The following is a 17,130-nucleotide window of genomic DNA, read 5'->3' as shown; positions in this document are numbered from 1 at the left end:
ATAAACACAACCATAGGCTTTAACTAAATAAAATCGACTTTTAAAAAAATGAAGTTTTATTCAAGACACTGCGGTTAGCATTTAATGGAGCAGCAGACATAAAGCCCGCTGTTTGCAAAATTCTATTTCAAATGTATTGCTTTGAGTAATTATTTACAAGCGATTTAAATAAAAATTTTAGTTTATTAAGTTTAACCATTATTTTCTGTTGAAATACTATTTTCAAAAAACCGAGACAATGATTGATTTGCCTTCAGTAAGTTGAAATCGTTAGTTTTAAATGGCTTAGCGATGTGTGCCTTAACTTGTTTATATCTTGTTGATTTAATTTTATCTTCCGCACTATTAAATGCAGTAACCAGCACGATAAACATATGATTGTAAAAGGGATTTTTTTCTAATTCATCAAGCATTTCCCAACCGTTTAACCCGGGCATACTAATATCAAGAAAAATAATAAATTCTATTTCATTTGATGCTTGAGTATTAATATAATCTAATGCAGATTGACCGTCAGGAAAGTAATCAGTATCCCAAACCGGGCGACAGTCTTCAATCATTATCTTATGAATAAACAAAACAAGTTTATCATCATCAACAACTATTGCTCTTGTGCGCTTCATATATTCAATAATTTTTTTGGGGTTTGATTTACTAATTCAGAATGTTACTAATTATTACCTGTGCTAATATAAAATCTATTTAATAAATATTTGTAGTCATTCTGTTCATTTTATTTAGAAAGAATTCTAAAAACTTATAAAAATAAAAAGTAATATTGCCTTACAACTTTTAGGAATAATTCTAAAAACCAGAAAACTAACTATTTATTTCATTATTCAAACAACTAGGCATGAAACTCAATGCGAAACAAGATGTTATCCATATAACATGGCATCCTCGAAAATTATTACCGGCACTAAAATTAACAGTTGCATTCTCGTCTTTAATGCTAATTCAGCTAAGTACAAAGGCAAAAAATATAATTCCAGAAAACACCAATTTCAATTACTTGGACGAAAAATCTGTTATTACGACTAAAAATTTAAAGTTTGCAACTACTTTAAGTGGTGTTATTAAGGATGAAAAAGGTGCAACATTACCAGGCGTAAGTGTAACCCTAACAGGGGATGATTTTAAGCAAACAGTATCAACAAATGATAAGGGCGCATATTCTTTCAGTGTTCCAAAATCTGGAAATTATACCCTTACAGCCAGTTTTGTAGGTTACAATAAATTAAGCCAAAGCATAAATATTGGAAACACTGCGGTTAAAAGAAACCTTTCTTTAGTACCATCGGATCAGGAATTGCAAGAGGTTATGGTTGTTGCCTATGGAAAGCAAACAAAAGCATCATTTACCGGTTCTGCAAAAGAATTAAAGGGCGCAGTTATTAGTGGTAGCTCTAGAGCAAGTGTGCAAGAAAGTTTACAAGGTAACGTTGCGGGCTTGGTTTCAAGCAATGGTTCTGGTCAACCTGGTGCAGTTCCTAACATCAGAATCAGAGGAATTGGCTCGGTTAATGCAGGCAGCGGACCACTATACGTTGTAGATGGAATCCCTCTAGATGCCGGACAAATTTCTGGGTTAAACAGTTACGATATTGAAAATCTAACGGTTCTGAAAGATGCATCAGCTGCGTCTATTTACGGATCAAGAGCTGCGAATGGCGTAATATTAATTACAACTAAAAGTGGTGCCGCCGGCAAAACCGTTGTTTCTGCTTCAATACAAGGCGGAGTAAACAATATCATCAACATTAAAGGAACTGAAGCATTAAGTACAAACGAGATGCTTGAGTTATTAAAAGAAGGTTGGGTTAACCGCGGCAACGATCCCGCTTTATTTGCTCAGGAAATAACCTTAAACAATGTTAATCCAAATATAAACACCGATTGGTTTGATTTACTTACCAGAACAGGAAATCATACCCAAGCAGATTTATCTATTAGTGGTGGCACAGAAAAGACCAAATTCTACATTTCTGGGAGTCATTACATTGCCAAAGCCCCTGTTTTAGGCAGTGATTTTACCAGAAGTACAGCCAATTTAAGAATTAGTAATCAAATTTCTGATAAATTATCAGTTTCTGGAGGTTTACAACTTAATGTTAGAGATAATCATACGCAAGCAGATGGTAGTACTTTTGGAAATCCGGTACGCATGTACTCACAGTACCAACCTTGGTTAAGAGCTTACAATGATGATGGCACTTACGATTTCAGTTATTTTAACAGGTATAATCCTGTTGCCCAAGTTATTGAGAGTTTTACTACACGCAAAGCTTATGGTTTATTAGGAAATTTTTTAGCTAAATATCAAATATTTAATGATTTATCTATCGAAAATCAATCAAATGTTAATTTTTTATATGGAGAGGATTTAGAATATAATAAATCTGGTGTTGGTACTTCTCGTACAGATGGTGGAAGAGCTACATCAAGTACAGACAGAACCGTTAACTGGACAAATACTTCAATTCTCCGTTACAATAAAAGCTTTGGCGATTTCGGGTTGAAAACGTATTTAGGTTACGAAGCGCAAAAAGTAACTGAGGTTGGAAATTTTGTGCAAAAGCGTAATTTTTTACCAAATACATTTACTTTGGATAATGCCTCAATTTTAATGGACGGAGGTTCTGATGCAACTTCAAATGCATTAAACTCAGTTTTTTTTAATGCCTCAACAGATTATAAATCCAAGTATTATTTAAGTGCTTCTTTCCGAAGAGATGGCTCATCTAGATTTGGTTCAGAAAAACGTTACGGTAACTTTTGGTCGCTGGGTGCATCATGGCATATTATAAAAGAAGATTTCATGAAAGGCCAACAAGTTTTTTCTGATTTACGCATACGCTCAAGTTATGGTGTTAATGGTAATCAGGATATTGGAAATTTTGCATCAAGAGCACTATATACCAGCACCAACTATGATAATGCGCCAGGTTTAATTTTTTCAAACTACGGAAATAATCTTTTAACCTGGGAGAAGAACAAACCTTTTAATATTGGTTTAGATTTCGGTTTCTTAAAAAATCGCTTAACCGGAACGTTTGAATATTACACAAGGGCAACCTCAGATTTACTACTAAACAGGCCTATTTCTTCAACTAATGGTTTAACAACTTTTACAGATAACGTTGGCGCTATGAAGAATAGTGGTTACGAATTGGAGTTAAACAGTATAAATCTTCAGGCAAAAGATAATGGTTTTGGCTGGTCAACAAGTTTTAATATTTCTACCATTAAAAACGAAATTACATCACTAACCAGTCCTATTATTTCGGGTGGATATAATCGTTTTGTTGGTGGCGATTACTACCAGCTTTACCTTTCTGGCTATGCTGGCGTAAACCCAACAAATGGAGAAGCGCTCTGGTTTACCGATGAAACTGAAACCCAAACAACAAACAGTTTTGGTTCAGCTAAGCAATATAATCAAGGAAGTACTTTACCAGATTTTTTTGGTGGCTTAACAAACACACTAACATATAAAGGATTTTCATTGAGCTTCCAGTTATATTTTAACCTTGGAAACAAAATTTACGATAATCATGGCAATAACGTAAACTCTGACGGTTCATTAGGATTTGGCCCAACGAATAGAATAAGCAGATATTCTTATGACACCAGATGGCGCCAGCCCGGAGATGTAACCCTAACACCAAAAATGATGTACTTGGGTAATCAATCTGGAACATCAGGTCAAAACAGTTCAACTCGCTTTGTTTACAACGGAAATTACATCCGCTTACGCGATGTTACGTTTGGATATGACTTGCCTTCTAAATGGATTAAGCATGTAAAATTATCAAGTGCAAAAATCTATTTCAGAGCAAATAACCTATTTACTTATATCAAAGACGAACGTATAACTTTCGATCCGGAAGTAGGCATTGATGGCTTTGCCGATAAGAACATACCAACATATAAAACCGCTCTTTTAGGTCTTGATGTTAAATTTTAAGCTTAATTATTATGAAAAATTTATATAGAATATTATATGCATCGTTGATGGCATTGTCTATTACATCATGTAAAAAAGAATTTTTAGAAATTAATCCCGAGCAACAAGCAGCAGTAAATGTCGTTGTTATAGATTTACCAACAACAAGGGCTGCAGTAATGGGAACTTATTCAATTCTGCAAGGCGCAGCTTATTACGGTCGAAGTGCAGTTGTTTTACCTGATTTAATGGCCGATAATATGTACATCAGTCGTAGAAACTCCAGCAGATATACAAGTTACGACCAATACATTACAATTACTAACGATGGTACTGCTTCTGGTTCTTGGTATGCAATGTATCGTACAATTGTTAATGCTAATATTATTATTTCAAAAGGCGAACAATTATCGGTGCCTGCAAGTGAGCAAGCAGAGGTTAGCCATTTGGTTGGAGAGGCTTACACTATGAGAGCTTTGGCACATTTTGATTTACTAAGATTTTATGCTGCACCTTATAATGCTACGGCCAATGCAACGCATATCGGCGTCCCGGTTATTAGCAAGAGCGGTACAAGTAAAGAGGATATTCTAAATCCAAAAAGAAATACAGTAAAGGAAGGATATGATTTAATTGTATCTGATTTGAAAAAAGCACTAACACTAATGCCTGCAACACCAGTAGGTTTTACTGCGGCTAACAAAGGGCACATAAGCCAATTTGCTGCAAAAGCTTTGCTTGCAAGGGTTTACTTATACATGGAAGATTGGGTAAATGCCGAAGCAATGGCAACTGATGTTATTGTAAGCAATAAATTCACCCTATTATCAAATGCAAATTATCAAAGTGGATCAACAAATTTTAGAACACAAAATAACAGCGAAGCCATTTTTGAAGTCGTTTACAATTCAACAAGTAATTTAGGAACTGATCGTTTAGCTGCTTTTCTATTTCAAGGTTCTAGCTATGGCGATGGTTTAGCAACTGATGATTTATTTAATCTTTACAGTGCAGCTGATGTACGTAAAGGTTTCATGACAAGAGGTAGCAGAACAAGTGCTGAAAATCCTGCTAATGTGATTACAAAATACAATAATACAACTACTTTTGAAGAAGGCGTCAAGGTTATTCGTCTATCAGAAGTATATTTAATTCGAGCTGAAGCAAGAGCAAAACAAACTGGAAAAGATGCTTTAGCAGCCGCTGATTTAGATATCGTTGCAAAACGAGCTGATGCATCTGCTCCAACGACGGTTGCATCTGGTATCGCTTTACAAAATTTAATTTTATTGGAAAATCGTAAAGAATTTGCTTTTGAAGGCCACCGTTTATTCGATTTAACTCGTAATAAATTAGGTTTCACAAAGTATCGTACTGGTGGAATAACAATTCCAATTGCCAACAATTCCTTAAAAACCGTTTTGCCTATTCCATTAGCAGAAATGAATGCTAATACAAATATGGAACAAAACGAAGGGTACAAATAGTACGCTATCAGATAACCAAAATAACAAAGCTCTTTTCATTAAGTTGAAAAGAGCTTTGTTTTTAAGATCGATATTTCATCGATAAAGAAATTTAAAAGTATTATCCTCAACTTTTAGAATTTCTAAACCCTTATTATCCTTTATAAATTCAGCAGATATTACTGCTGTTTTACGCTTGCCTGTTTTTTCATTCGATTCATGCGTATGAAAAACATAATTCAGCATTCCTGTTTTATCTACAAAAAAATCGCCATGGCCTGAGCCGTTAACTTTGGTGTTTTTTTGACTTAATATCGGATTTCCTTTATATTTCGACCACGGCCCTACCGGATTATTACTCGTTGCATAACCAACTGCATAATCAGGGTTACGGAAATCATTTGCAGAATAAAACAAATAGTATAATCCATTTCTTTTTAAAACGGTTGGACCTTCAGTAACCGTCCAGCTCACTTTTTGTGTATCCTCCCAAAATTCTGTGGCAGAGATGCACTCTTTGGCACTTTCCTCTTTTATTGAAGATAAATCTGAATTCATTTCAGCAACGAATATTCTGTTTCCGTTATCCAACCTTACGTGATAAAGGTAAATCTTGCCCTTATCGAAAAACACAAAAGGATCTATCATCCTTACCGGTGCATCTATTGATTTTTTAAATTTTTGCTTAAACGGACCGAGCGGACTGTTACTCTCTGCAATTGCAATATTTTCATTTGCGACATAAGCCATGTAAAACTTCTTGCGGTATTCAAAAACCTGAGGTGCCCAAAATCCTTTTGTACCAAAGGCATCTCCATTTTTTAAAACAATGCCCCCATCTACCCAATTAATTTTATCACGGGATGTGTAAACTTTGAATCCGCCATCCCAAGAGTTTTCTACAGTACCATATAAATGGTAGATTCCCTTATAGTAGAAAATTGTAGGATCGGCTAATTTTATGGTTTCTTTATCTTGTGCACTCAATGTAAATCTTAATGAAAGCATTAAAAGGAAAATTAAGCTAAAACTCCATTTATAAGTATTGATGTTCATTTTAATAAAAATTTTATTGATTTTTAATTTTCGGCCAGTTATCATCTTTCCAATCTAACTGAATGTTAGATAGATACCAGGACTTTCCATCGCCTGTGTTATTTCCTTGATAGAATAACCAATACTTGCCTTTATTATCTTTAAAAATATCAGGGTGACCAGATTCCGCAGAATTCCAACTTCCTTTTATACCGTTCTTTAAAAAAGGTTGATTGCCCATTCGCTCCCAATTTATTCCATCGGTACTTCTGGCTAAACCAATTTGTTGTGGTTCATTGTTATAACCTCCGGCATAAAACATATATAAATATTTTCCCTTTTTTATGCATGATGCACCCTCAACACAAGCCTTTTCCCAAACTAACTGCGGTGCTAAAATCGAAGAATCGGTTAGCTGTTTCCAGCTCTCTTTATCAAAAGAAGATGATAACGAAGTTGAAGCAACACCCTGTTTTTGAATTTTATAAGTTTTATCGCGGGTTGCGAAATACATGAAATATTTGCCTTTAAATTCAATTACTTCGGCGTCTATCGCCCTGCCGCAAGTCCAGTCGCCAGTTGGTTTAAAAATTGGATTTGTAGCATTTCTGATAAAATTTATGCCATCAGTAGACCATGCATGGCATATTGCATCGTTTGCTGCATTACCATAAGTTTGATAAAAAAGATGAAGTGTATCATTTCTTAATAATACGCCGGGTGCGCATAATCCATTCTTTTCATAAGACGAAGCCGGCAATATTTCTCCTGTTTTTTTCCAAACTTTAACATTAGAAGTTGTTGCGATACCTATTTTCCAACCTTCGCCATTTTTACCAGGGATTGAATAATACATCCAATATTTGCCTTTAAAACTTACTATTGTAGGATCTTTTGCCACTGGGTTTCCAGAAGTTGAGTCAGTAAAATACATCTGTGGCAATTGCTGAGATTTTGCAGATTGCAAGAAAAAAACACAAATCAAAAGTGTTAATACCCTACTCATAATTATTAAATTTGGTTAAAAGCTTTTAACAAAGAAAAGTATTTGAGTGCAGCTGCACCTGCTAAAACTGTTCAACATTTTGCTTATTTGTCTCATTTTTGTTCATTATTGATAAAAGTTGCCACATCTATTTAACTTTAACTCATCAGTTATTGGAATCTACCTCCTTTTAATTTTAGAAAAACTATTCTAACCAATAGATATTAAAATCATCCTATGAGAAAAATTATCTTAACTCTAATCCTTTTCAGTGCATTTACTGTCCATGCTCAAAAACCATTAGTAGATTTATCAGCCATAAAGAAAAATGGTGCAATTGCTACTGTAAATCAAAAAATTATAACGGTAAGCTGGCCTGCCGGTGATAAGGTTACTGGCAGAATGCAACTTGATTTGAATGAAAAAAATCCACTATTCAAAAGTATACAACTAGGAAAAGGCAATAATTTCAAAGAAATTATTTCAGGCTTAGATCCGGCTTTTGTTTTAACCATTGGTAAACGAACTCTAAGTCCATCGAGTGGTGGTTGGGATGTTTTTTTTGATAGAGTTCCTCGTAAACCCTATAAATCTTACGCTGTTAATATCAATAAAAAGAATGCTAAAATTTCTACAAACGGACAACGTACTATCGTTACCATTTCTGGTGCAAACGCGGATAGATTTAGGGGCAATATCGAAATTGTCCTATATAATGGAAGTCCGTTGTTTAATGTCGCAGCAGTTTTATCTACAGAAATAGATTCTACAGCAATTCTTTATGATGCTGGTTTAGTGAATAAAAAATCTTTATGGAAATCGATGGCTTGGGCAGATGTAGGAGATAAAATGCAATTCAGCAAACCCGAAACTACAGATACAAGCCGAAATCTGGAAGTAAAATACAGAACTATAATTGGAGAAAGTGAAGGTGGAAGTTTAGCTTTGTTTCCTGCTCCACACCAATATTTTTATCCGTTGGATGAAGCTTTCAATCTAAAATTTACATGGTACGGCAAAAATTTTCATAATCTAATACCTGATTTTGGAATGGGCATACGGCAAGATCCATTAGGAGATAAAAGATATGTGCCATGGTTTAATGCTCCACCAAAAACGCAGCAACGATTAAATTTTTTCTGTTTAATTGGTACAGATAATGCCAAAAAAACGCTCGATGAAGTAAAAGCATTTACACATGGTGATAAATTTAAACCAGTGAAAGGCTATAAGACCCTAGCTACGCATTTTCATAATGAATTTGTTAGCGATGTAGCATTATCTGGCAAGGAAATCCCCGAAAAACCTGAATTTGTAGATGTACTAAAAAAACATGGATTAGATATTGTGAAACTTGCTGAGTTTCATGGTCCGGGTCATCCGAAAGGGCCTGAAAAAGAAAGGTTAAAAGAATTAAAATCGTTATTTGAACAAACCAAACGGCTTTCTGATTCGACGTTTCTTTTATTACCAGGCGAAGAAGCTAATAATTTTTACGGCGGACATTGGCTTGCGTTTTTCCCAAAGCCGGTTTATTGGATTATGTCTAGAAAACCCGAAGAACCTTTTGTAACGGAAAACCCTTCTTTAGGAAAAGTTTATCGCATTGCGAATAAGGAAGAAATGTTAAAATTACTTGAATTAGAAAGTGGCTTAGCCTGGACAGCACATGCAAGAACCAAAGGTTCTACTGGTTACCCTGATATTTATAAAGAAGAGCCGTTTTTTAAATCTGATACTTTTTTTGGTGCGGCGTGGAAAGCAATTCCTGCCGACTTATCAATTTCTACACTTAGTCAACGTGTGCTAAAATTATATGATGACATGGCAAACTGGGGCCTAAAGAAACATGTTTTATCAGAAGCGGATATTTTTACAATTACGCACCAAAATGAAATGTACGCACATTTAAATGTGAATTATTTGCAGTTAGATAAACTTCCAAATTATGAAGATGGTTGGCAACCAGTTTTAGATGCCTTGCAAAAGGGAAATTTCTTTGTTTCAACCGGAGAAGTTGTAATCCCTCAATTTAGCATTAATGATAAAAAATCTGGTGAAATCTTAAAAATTGATAATACCGGAAATGCGACGGTTAAGGTAAAATTAGATTGGACATTCCCAATGAATTTTGTAGAGGTTGTTTCTGGAGATGGTAAAGATATATTTAGAGAACGTATGGATCTAAATTCGACAAGAGCTTTCGGACAGAAAGATTACAACTGGAAAATCAACCTGAAAGGAAGAAAATGGGTACGATTAGAAGCTTGGGATATAGCAGCAAATGGTGCTTTTACACAGATGATTTGGCTAGAATAATTAAATATTAAGCTGAAATACTTGAAAAAGTTTTCCACATTTCTGAAGTCTAAATCTAATTTTTGTCTAAAATCATACTTTAAACAGTTTAAAGCTATTTTTTGTTCAATGAGTACAAAAAGTGCTTAAATTTTGATTTTAGGCACATAATTGTAAATTTGGAATATACCAAATCCAAATATATGTACCAATTAACAATACCAGCCGACCGTGTGAATGAAACCTTAAGCAAACATATTTTAGCAGATGGTTTTGATTTAACTTACGATATGGAGAAAAGCCAAGGGGCTTATATTTACGATTCTAAATACAACAGAACATTATTAGATTTTTTTACCTGCTTTGCATCAGTTCCATTAGGCTATAACCATCCAAAAATGGTTAACGATGAAAACTTCAAAAAAAGTTTACTACAAGCAGCAATTGCAAATCCATCAAACTCTGATGTTTACACACAACAATATGCCCAGTTCGTTGAAACTTTTTCTAAAGTTGGCATTCCAGATTATTTACCACATGCGTTTTTTATTGCAGGAGGAGCACTAGCGGTAGAGAATGCCATTAAGGTAGCAATGGACTGGAAAGTACAGAAAAATTTTGCCAAAGGTTATACTGCTGAAAAAGGCTTTAAAGTGCTTCATTTTGAAAAAGCCTTCCATGGTAGAAGTGGCTATACATTAAGTTTAACTAATACTTTGCCCGATAAAACGAAATGGTTTGCCAAGTTTGATTGGCCAAGAGTAAGTACTCCACAAGTTAAATTTCCTCTAGAAGGTGAAAATTTAAATTATGCAATAAAAACCGAAGAAACTTCGATTGAGCAAATTAAAAGAGCATTTGCAGAATATAAAGATGAAATTTGTGCAATAATTATAGAGCCTATTCAAAGTGAAGGCGGAGATAACCACTTACGTGAAGAATTTTTAATTCAACTAAAAAATCTTGCTGATGAAAATGAGGCATTTTTAATTTATGATGAGGTTCAGACTGGAGTTGGTTTAACAGGCAAGTTTTGGTGTCATCAACATTACAGCGAAGCTGCCCGACCGGATATTGTGGCTTTTGGGAAGAAAATGCAAGTATGCGGTATTCTGGTTGGCGATAAGGTAAATCAGGTTGACACAAACGTTTTTAAAGTACCAAGCCGCATAAATTCTACTTGGGGCGGTAACTTGGTTGACATGGTTCGCTCCACACAAATTTTACAAATTGTAGAAGAAGACAAGCTTTGCGAAAATGCTACTAATCAAGGTCTATATTTAAAGAACGAACTAGCAAAAATGTCTCAAAAATTTGATAAAATGAGTAATGTTCGCGGTAGAGGATTGCTTTGTTCTTTCGATTTTCCTAATAAAGATATGCGCAATGCATTCATAGCAAAAGGCATAGAACATAATGTAATGTTTTTAGGTTGTGGAGATAAAACGATACGCTTCCGTCCGGCGCTTTGCATAGAGCAAAAACATATTGACCAAGGCTTGACCGTTATGGAGAAAATATTGCCTTTATTGTAGGCATGAATAAAAAAACCTTCTCATATTTATTAACTATTGGAATTTTAATACTGGTAGGCTTTATAATTAAAGGCACTTTTAACCAGCCTGGCATAGAAGATATGCAGGCTGGTTTTAAAGAAATTTCTAAATACAGAAACGCAAATAATACTGGTCCCGTACAAAGAATTTATGCTGTTACAGTTAAAGATTCCATTTGGAAAGAAATGGAAGATTATGGTAACATTATGCCGCATACAAAATATGGAAACACAAAAGTTTACTTTTTTAAAGAAGGAACAAACGTTCCATTAACGTTGCGGCCGGGCGATGTAAATTTCGACCAAGAATTTAATAGAAATTGCATTGCCTTGTACGAAAAAAGCGCAATGAGTCAGGTTGCTTTTAACAAGTATCCATTTAATTAAAAGTATTTTGAAGAAAAAGCGCTTTTTCAACATTGAAATTCCAATGTTCAAACATTACAACATCAAACAATTTTTAAATCCTCTCAACTTTACAACATTCCAACAATTTTGAAACAACAATTGCTTAAATTCGCCCCATGGCAAAAATATCAATTAACCTTGCTACAGGTTCGTTTCAAAAGGAAGAAATTATAGTCGGTATAGATTTAGGAACAACCAATAGTTTGGTTGCTTTCATAAATCCAGATAAAAACCCACAGGTAATTAACGATTCCGGTAAAGGATTATTAGTGCCATCAGTTGTTTATTTCAACAATCAAAATGAAACAGTTGTAGGTAACGAGGCGAAAGAGTTTTTAACTACCGATCCATCAAACACCATATTTTCTGTAAAAAGATTATTAGGCCGTTCTTACAAAGATGTTGCAGAACATAAAGACATTTTCTCTTATAAAATTATTGATGATGATTCGGATTCATTAGTAAAAATTCAGGCAGGAAACCGTTTTTATACACCGATTGAATTATCGGCAGAGATTTTAAAAGAACTTAAAGCTAGAGCAGAACATGCTTTAAAAACTCCGGTGAACAGAGCTGTAATTACCGTTCCAGCCTATTTTAACGATAGCCAACGCCAGGCAACACGTGATGCTGGTAAACTTGCTGGTTTAGATGTGATGCGAATTGTGAACGAACCAACCGCAGCAAGTTTGGCATATGGCATTGGTTTAGATCCAGCTCAACAGAAAACCATTGCTGTTTACGATTTAGGTGGCGGAACTTTTGATGTTTCTATCCTTCAAATCCAAAACGGAATATTCGAAGTTTTAGCAACTAATGGAAATACTTATTTAGGTGGCGATGATTTCGATAGCGCTATTTTAAATCATTGGATTGAGAAAAACAATTTAGATATTAAGGCTTTAGCTGATGATAATATTTTGATGCAAACTTTGCGTTTACAGGCGGAAGCTGCTAAAAAAGCATTATCTACTAAAAATTTATATAATGAAAAAGTTGGCGAAATCTGGTGCACTTTAGATAAGCAAACTTTCGAGCAATTGATTGCTGCAAAGGTTGAAGAAACCATTACCGCATGCAAAAATGCTTTAAAAGATGCTGATTTAACTTCTGCAGATATTGATGAAGTGATTTTAGTCGGCGGCTCAACTCGCACACCCTTTGTTAAGCAAGAAGTTGAGAATTTTTTTGGTAAAAAACCACAAGATAATATTAATCCTGATGAGGTAGTTGCGCTTGGCGCAGCAATTCAAGCTGATGTTTTAGCCGGAAACCGCTCTGATATTTTATTGTTGGATGTTACACCGCTTTCTCTCGGTATTGAAACAATGGGTGGTTTAATGGATGTAATTATTGCTCGTAATAGCAAAGTTCCTACTAAAGCTGGTCGCCAATATACAACCTCTATCGACGGACAAGTGAATATGAAAATTTCCGTTTACCAGGGCGAACGCGATTTGGTTAAAGAGAATCGTAAGCTTGCAGAGTTCGATTTAAAGGGAATTCCGGCTATGCCAGCAGGTTTACCCAAAGTTGATATAAACTTCTTACTCAATGCTGATGGAATTTTAACAGTTCAGGCAATCGAGCTGCGTTCTGGAGTGAAACAAGAAATTGAAATTACGCCAAGCTATGGTTTAAGCGATGATACAGTCGAAAAAATGCTTCTAGATAGCATCGAACACGCACAAAGCGATGTACAAGAACGTATGCTCATCGAAGCCAGAGGCGAGGGCGAACAACTCCTTTACACCGCCGAGCGTTTCATTGAAAAACATTCAGAACATTTAACCACTGAAGAAATTGCAGAAACTAAAATTCACATCGATGCCTTGAAAACGGCTTTAGCTTCTCAAGAAAAGGATAGAATCTTGAAAAAAGCCGATGAATTAAATGAGTTTACACGTCCGTTTGCTGAGCGTGTAATGGATGCTGCGATTTCTACGGCCATGAAGGGTAAGAAGATAGAATAAGTGAGCTTGGAGCCTCAGTCAGAAGATACTCCCTCATTCGATCATCATTCTGAACTTGTTTCAGAATCTCTATACAAAAGACAATTTTAAAAAAACATAAAACCACCAAGCTTATATGAACTTATTTGCCTTGAATGGTTGACTTTTTGAAAAGCAATTTCAGCAATTATCGGTAAAAGCAGTCCCGCTTTTCGTTGCAATCTTTTGGCTAAACTTAAGTCTCTGATCAACTCGGTCATTTAGACTTCGTAAGTTTTGGTAAGCCAAAAGTATTTTCACTGCAATCGGGTTTAAATAACTAAGGCTAACCTTAAAAAACTCAGGTTACAAATCGTAAAAAATCGTAATTCTTAACATACATCAAAAGTCACTAAAACCGAAAACAGTTAAATTTGTCTATCAAATAATTAACAATATGGAATTAGGTATCGGTATGTTTGGCGATTTGCAAGTTAATGCAAAAGGAGAAATTCAATCCGCACAACAAAGACTACAAGAAATTATCGAAGAAATTAAACTCATGGATGAAGTGGGTTTAGATTTTTATGGAATTGGTGAACACCACCGCCCGGATTATGCCGTTTCTAGCCCAGAAATTATTTTAGCAGCTGCAGCAGCAGTAACCAAAAATATTAAATTAAGCAGTGCAGTTTCTGTTTTAAGTTCATCAGATCCGGTAAAACTTTACCAAAACTTCGCTACAATAGATTTAATTTCAAACGGACGTGCAGAACTTATGGCAGGCAGAGGAAGTTTTATCGAGTCCTTTCCCCTATTCGGATATAATCTTCAAGATTACGATGAACTTTACGAAGAAAAATTAGAATTGCTTTTAAAAATCAATGCTGAACAAAAAATAAGCTGGAAAGGCAAATTCCGTCCCGAACTGGTTAACCAGGAAGTTCTGCCTCGGGCGGTAAACAATAATTTAAAAATTTGGGTAGCAGTTGGTGGCACACCAGAATCTGTAGAACGTGCCGGCAGGTTAGGTTTGCCAGTAATGTTTGCCATCATCGGCGGACAGCCAATGCAATTTAAACCACTTTTCGATTACTACAAAAAAGTTTACCAGGCTTATGGCCACGATATGAATAAGTTTGAAGTTGGTGTACACATGCATTCTTTATTTGGCGATGATAGCCAGGAAATTGCAGATTATTACTACCCGCTTTATTCAGCACAAATGAACAGAATTGGCAAAACCCGAGGTTGGGCTCCATATCAACGTAATCAATTTGATGGAGGAATAAGTGAAAGCGGAGCTTTAATTATTGGCGATGCAAATCAATCGGTAGATAAAATTTTAGCAATGGAAGAAACTTTTGGTTTAACACGTTTCTCAGCCCATATGGATGTTGGCGGACCTTCTCACACAGCTATGATGAAATCTATTGAAATTTTCGGAACTAAGATTGCTCCAAAAGTTAGAGAAGCATTGAAAAAATAAGTTTTTTCGCCATTCCGAGGTACGAAGCAATATAACCAGATAAAAGATAGCTTCGTACCTCGCAATGGCGAAAGCTTACAGATTATGTTTCAAAAAATTAAAGCTTCTCTTTTATCATTTGAATAAAACTATAAAAATAACAACCCACACAAATTGCAAAAATGCTTTCCAGAAGTGCAAAAAGTATCATTATCGAAGTTAAAGCCAATACAATTAAATCAAAATTTAATAAAAACATCGTTGTAATTAATAAACAAAATACAAAGCCCAAGGTTGCCGCAAACTTTTTAGGGGCTAAATCAACCATCACATATTTTAGCTTTAAAACCTTCGATACGTTAACCGCTAAAACCTTTAAAAAACTGAATTTGCCATTCCCAAATGCTCTTGCGGCGAAATCAAATAATAAAAATAAAACTGCCCAATAGTTAGTTGAAATCACACAGAAAATGGCAGTAACAGCCACAATAAAAGCGATAATTCTAACAACATTTTCATTAATTCTTTCAGCAGAAATTGGACAAGATAAATCCATAATTATTTTTTTTGATTCGAATTTACGAATTTTAGGTTTTACAACCATCACACATTGAGTTTATCTTAGTTTGGAAAGTCAATTAAATCTTCGAAATCTTTATACGCCAATACAACCAACGGTTAAACAGTTAGGAAGTGCAGTAAGCTATATTGAGATTTTGCCAGACTCGCACCTTCAACCTTATATTTATTGTTTTTGGGAATTAGAAACCAATCATCCGTTAACCGAGCAGTTTAACTACAGAGTTGTGGCCGATGGATGCATTGATATTTTCTTCGACTTAAATAATCCAAACGAAAGTTATGTGATGGGTTTTTGTAAAAAATATACTGAGTTTGAATTAGGAAATTTATTTCATTACGTTGGTATTAGGTTTTTGCCAACAATGTTCCCAATGCTTTTCAACATCAACGCTAAAGATTTAAGTAATCTGGCTCAAAATCTTGATGGTATCATACCTTCAATTGCTAAATTTATTTCAGATAATTTCACAAAGCATTCAACCAAATTGTACCGGGCAAATTTGTTAAATACGTTCTTTAAAAATTATATCAATCATCATCGTTTTACTTATGATAGCAGAGTACAGAATGCTATAAACATAATATTAAAAAATTTCGGCGTACTAAATATCGAAAAAGATTTAGATGTTGGGTTGAGTTCCAGACAACTCCGCAGATTATTTGAATATTACATCGGCGATAGCCAGAAAGCGTTCTGCCAAGTCGTTCGTTTTCAAAATATTCTAAAAGCAAAACCCTCTCTTCAAAGTTTAAAAGCAAACAAACTATTTTTAGATCAGGGCTACCACGATCAGGCACATTTCATTAAAAATTTCAAAAATTTCTATGGTGTAACGCCTAAACATGCATTCCGAAAATAAGTTTGTCCGTTTTTTACAATTTTAGTGCTTTCTTTTTCTTCAACTTTGATTAAACAATCGGTGAGAATGAAAAATAGATTTTTAATTATCATGTTGTTGCTCTTATGCGGGAATGTTTTTTCGCAAAGCAATTTAAATAACAAAAAACAAAATGCTATGAAACTAAATGCAGGAATTATAACAAATAAAATGGCCGAGTGCAAGGCATTTTACACGAAGATTTTAAATTTTGGGATTACTTTCGAAAACGAGTTTTATTTGCTTCTGCATACGCCAGATAAAAGTTCGGAAATAAGTTTTCTCTTACCCAATCATCCAAGTCAGCAATCATTTTTCCATAAACCTTTTCAAGGGCAAGGTGTATATTTAACCATCGAGGTTGATAATGTTGATGAGCTTTACGAGAGAATAAAGAAGAAAGGCATTGTAATTAAAATTGACATCAGAAACGAGCCTTGGGGCGATAGGCATTTTGCCATTGAAGACCCAAATGGTGTTGGAATTGATATTGTAACTTATGCTCCACAAGATTAAAAATAATATAAAGCATAGCAGTAAGAGATAATTTTTCATTAACCTTGCAAAATTCATTCCTA

At 34.8% G+C, this 17,130-nt stretch carries 13 protein-coding genes; 9 read left to right on the top strand and 4 right to left on the bottom strand.

All coding sequences use genetic code 11. From position 1 onward, the window contains the following. Nucleotides 1-191: 191 nt before the first annotated feature. A complete protein-coding gene (locus QWY86_RS07320; RefSeq protein WP_290240340.1) occupies nucleotides 192-623 on the bottom strand; it encodes a response regulator in 432 nt (143 codons plus the stop codon). Between the two features lie 230 nt (nucleotides 624-853). Here QWY86_RS07320 and QWY86_RS07315 point away from each other — a divergent pair, with 230 nt between their 5' ends. Both QWY86_RS07315 and QWY86_RS07310 read left to right on the top strand, forming a co-directional pair. Beyond that, nucleotides 854-3,967 carry a SusC/RagA family TonB-linked outer membrane protein gene (locus QWY86_RS07315; protein ID WP_290240338.1) on the top strand — a complete coding sequence of 1,038 codons (3,114 nt, stop codon included), beginning with the start codon at nucleotides 854-856 and terminating at the stop codon, nucleotides 3,965-3,967. 11 nt (nucleotides 3,968-3,978) lie between these two features. Then, entirely contained in the window at nucleotides 3,979-5,433 is a 1,455-nt protein-coding gene (locus QWY86_RS07310; RefSeq protein WP_290240336.1) for a RagB/SusD family nutrient uptake outer membrane protein, read from the top strand. Nucleotides 5,434-5,508: 75 nt separating this feature from the next. Here QWY86_RS07310 and QWY86_RS07305 read toward each other — a convergent pair whose 3' ends face one another. Beyond that, entirely contained in the window at nucleotides 5,509-6,468 is a 960-nt protein-coding gene (locus QWY86_RS07305) for a glycoside hydrolase family 43 protein (protein ID WP_290240334.1), read from the bottom strand. Nucleotides 6,469-6,481: 13 nt separating this feature from the next. Further along, nucleotides 6,482-7,453: a family 43 glycosylhydrolase gene (locus tag QWY86_RS07300; protein WP_290240332.1), complete on the bottom strand. Its 972-nt coding sequence runs from the start codon at nucleotides 7,451-7,453 to the stop codon at nucleotides 6,482-6,484. Nucleotides 7,454-7,669: 216 nt separating this feature from the next. On the opposite strand from QWY86_RS07300, the gene QWY86_RS07295 reads away from it, so the two are divergent. The 5 genes from QWY86_RS07295 to QWY86_RS07275 all read left to right on the top strand — a co-directional run bounded on the left by QWY86_RS07295 (nucleotide 7,670) and on the right by QWY86_RS07275 (nucleotide 15,113). Beyond that, the gene (locus tag QWY86_RS07295; protein ID WP_290240330.1) at nucleotides 7,670-9,751 is read left to right on the top strand and encodes a CehA/McbA family metallohydrolase domain-containing protein; all 2,082 of its coding nucleotides are present in this window, start codon (nucleotides 7,670-7,672) and stop codon (nucleotides 9,749-9,751) included. A 182-nt stretch (nucleotides 9,752-9,933) separates the two neighbouring features. After that, a complete protein-coding gene (lat, locus tag QWY86_RS07290; RefSeq protein WP_290240327.1) occupies nucleotides 9,934-11,265 on the top strand; it encodes an L-lysine 6-transaminase in 1,332 nt (443 codons plus the stop codon). Between the two features lie 2 nt (nucleotides 11,266-11,267). Then, the gene (locus QWY86_RS07285) at nucleotides 11,268-11,672 is read left to right on the top strand and encodes a hypothetical protein (protein ID WP_290240325.1); all 405 of its coding nucleotides are present in this window, start codon (nucleotides 11,268-11,270) and stop codon (nucleotides 11,670-11,672) included. A 137-nt stretch (nucleotides 11,673-11,809) separates the two neighbouring features. Beyond that, entirely contained in the window at nucleotides 11,810-13,666 is a 1,857-nt protein-coding gene (dnaK, locus tag QWY86_RS07280; protein ID WP_290240323.1) for a molecular chaperone DnaK, read from the top strand. Nucleotides 13,667-14,081: 415 nt separating this feature from the next. Next, nucleotides 14,082-15,113: an Atu2307/SP_0267 family LLM class monooxygenase gene (locus QWY86_RS07275; protein WP_290240322.1), complete on the top strand. Its 1,032-nt coding sequence runs from the start codon at nucleotides 14,082-14,084 to the stop codon at nucleotides 15,111-15,113. Between the two features lie 97 nt (nucleotides 15,114-15,210). Here the strand turns inward: QWY86_RS07275 and QWY86_RS07270 are convergent, their stop codons facing one another. Continuing rightward, nucleotides 15,211-15,648 carry a DUF4395 domain-containing protein gene (locus QWY86_RS07270; RefSeq protein ID WP_290240320.1) on the bottom strand — a complete coding sequence of 146 codons (438 nt, stop codon included), beginning with the start codon at nucleotides 15,646-15,648 and terminating at the stop codon, nucleotides 15,211-15,213. A gap of 70 nt (nucleotides 15,649-15,718) precedes the next feature. Here QWY86_RS07270 and QWY86_RS07265 point away from each other — a divergent pair, with 70 nt between their 5' ends. Continuing rightward, nucleotides 15,719-16,534: an AraC family transcriptional regulator gene (locus tag QWY86_RS07265; RefSeq protein ID WP_290240317.1), complete on the top strand. Its 816-nt coding sequence runs from the start codon at nucleotides 15,719-15,721 to the stop codon at nucleotides 16,532-16,534. A gap of 156 nt (nucleotides 16,535-16,690) precedes the next feature. Further along, nucleotides 16,691-17,068 carry a VOC family protein gene (locus QWY86_RS07260; protein WP_290240315.1) on the top strand — a complete coding sequence of 126 codons (378 nt, stop codon included), beginning with the start codon at nucleotides 16,691-16,693 and terminating at the stop codon, nucleotides 17,066-17,068. Nucleotides 17,069-17,130 lie beyond the last annotated feature (62 nt).

The organism is Pedobacter aquatilis (assembly GCF_030409415.1).
In the GTDB taxonomy this organism is placed as follows: domain Bacteria; phylum Bacteroidota; class Bacteroidia; order Sphingobacteriales; family Sphingobacteriaceae; genus Pedobacter; species Pedobacter aquatilis.
This window is presented reverse-complemented; position numbering and strand designations above follow the sequence as displayed.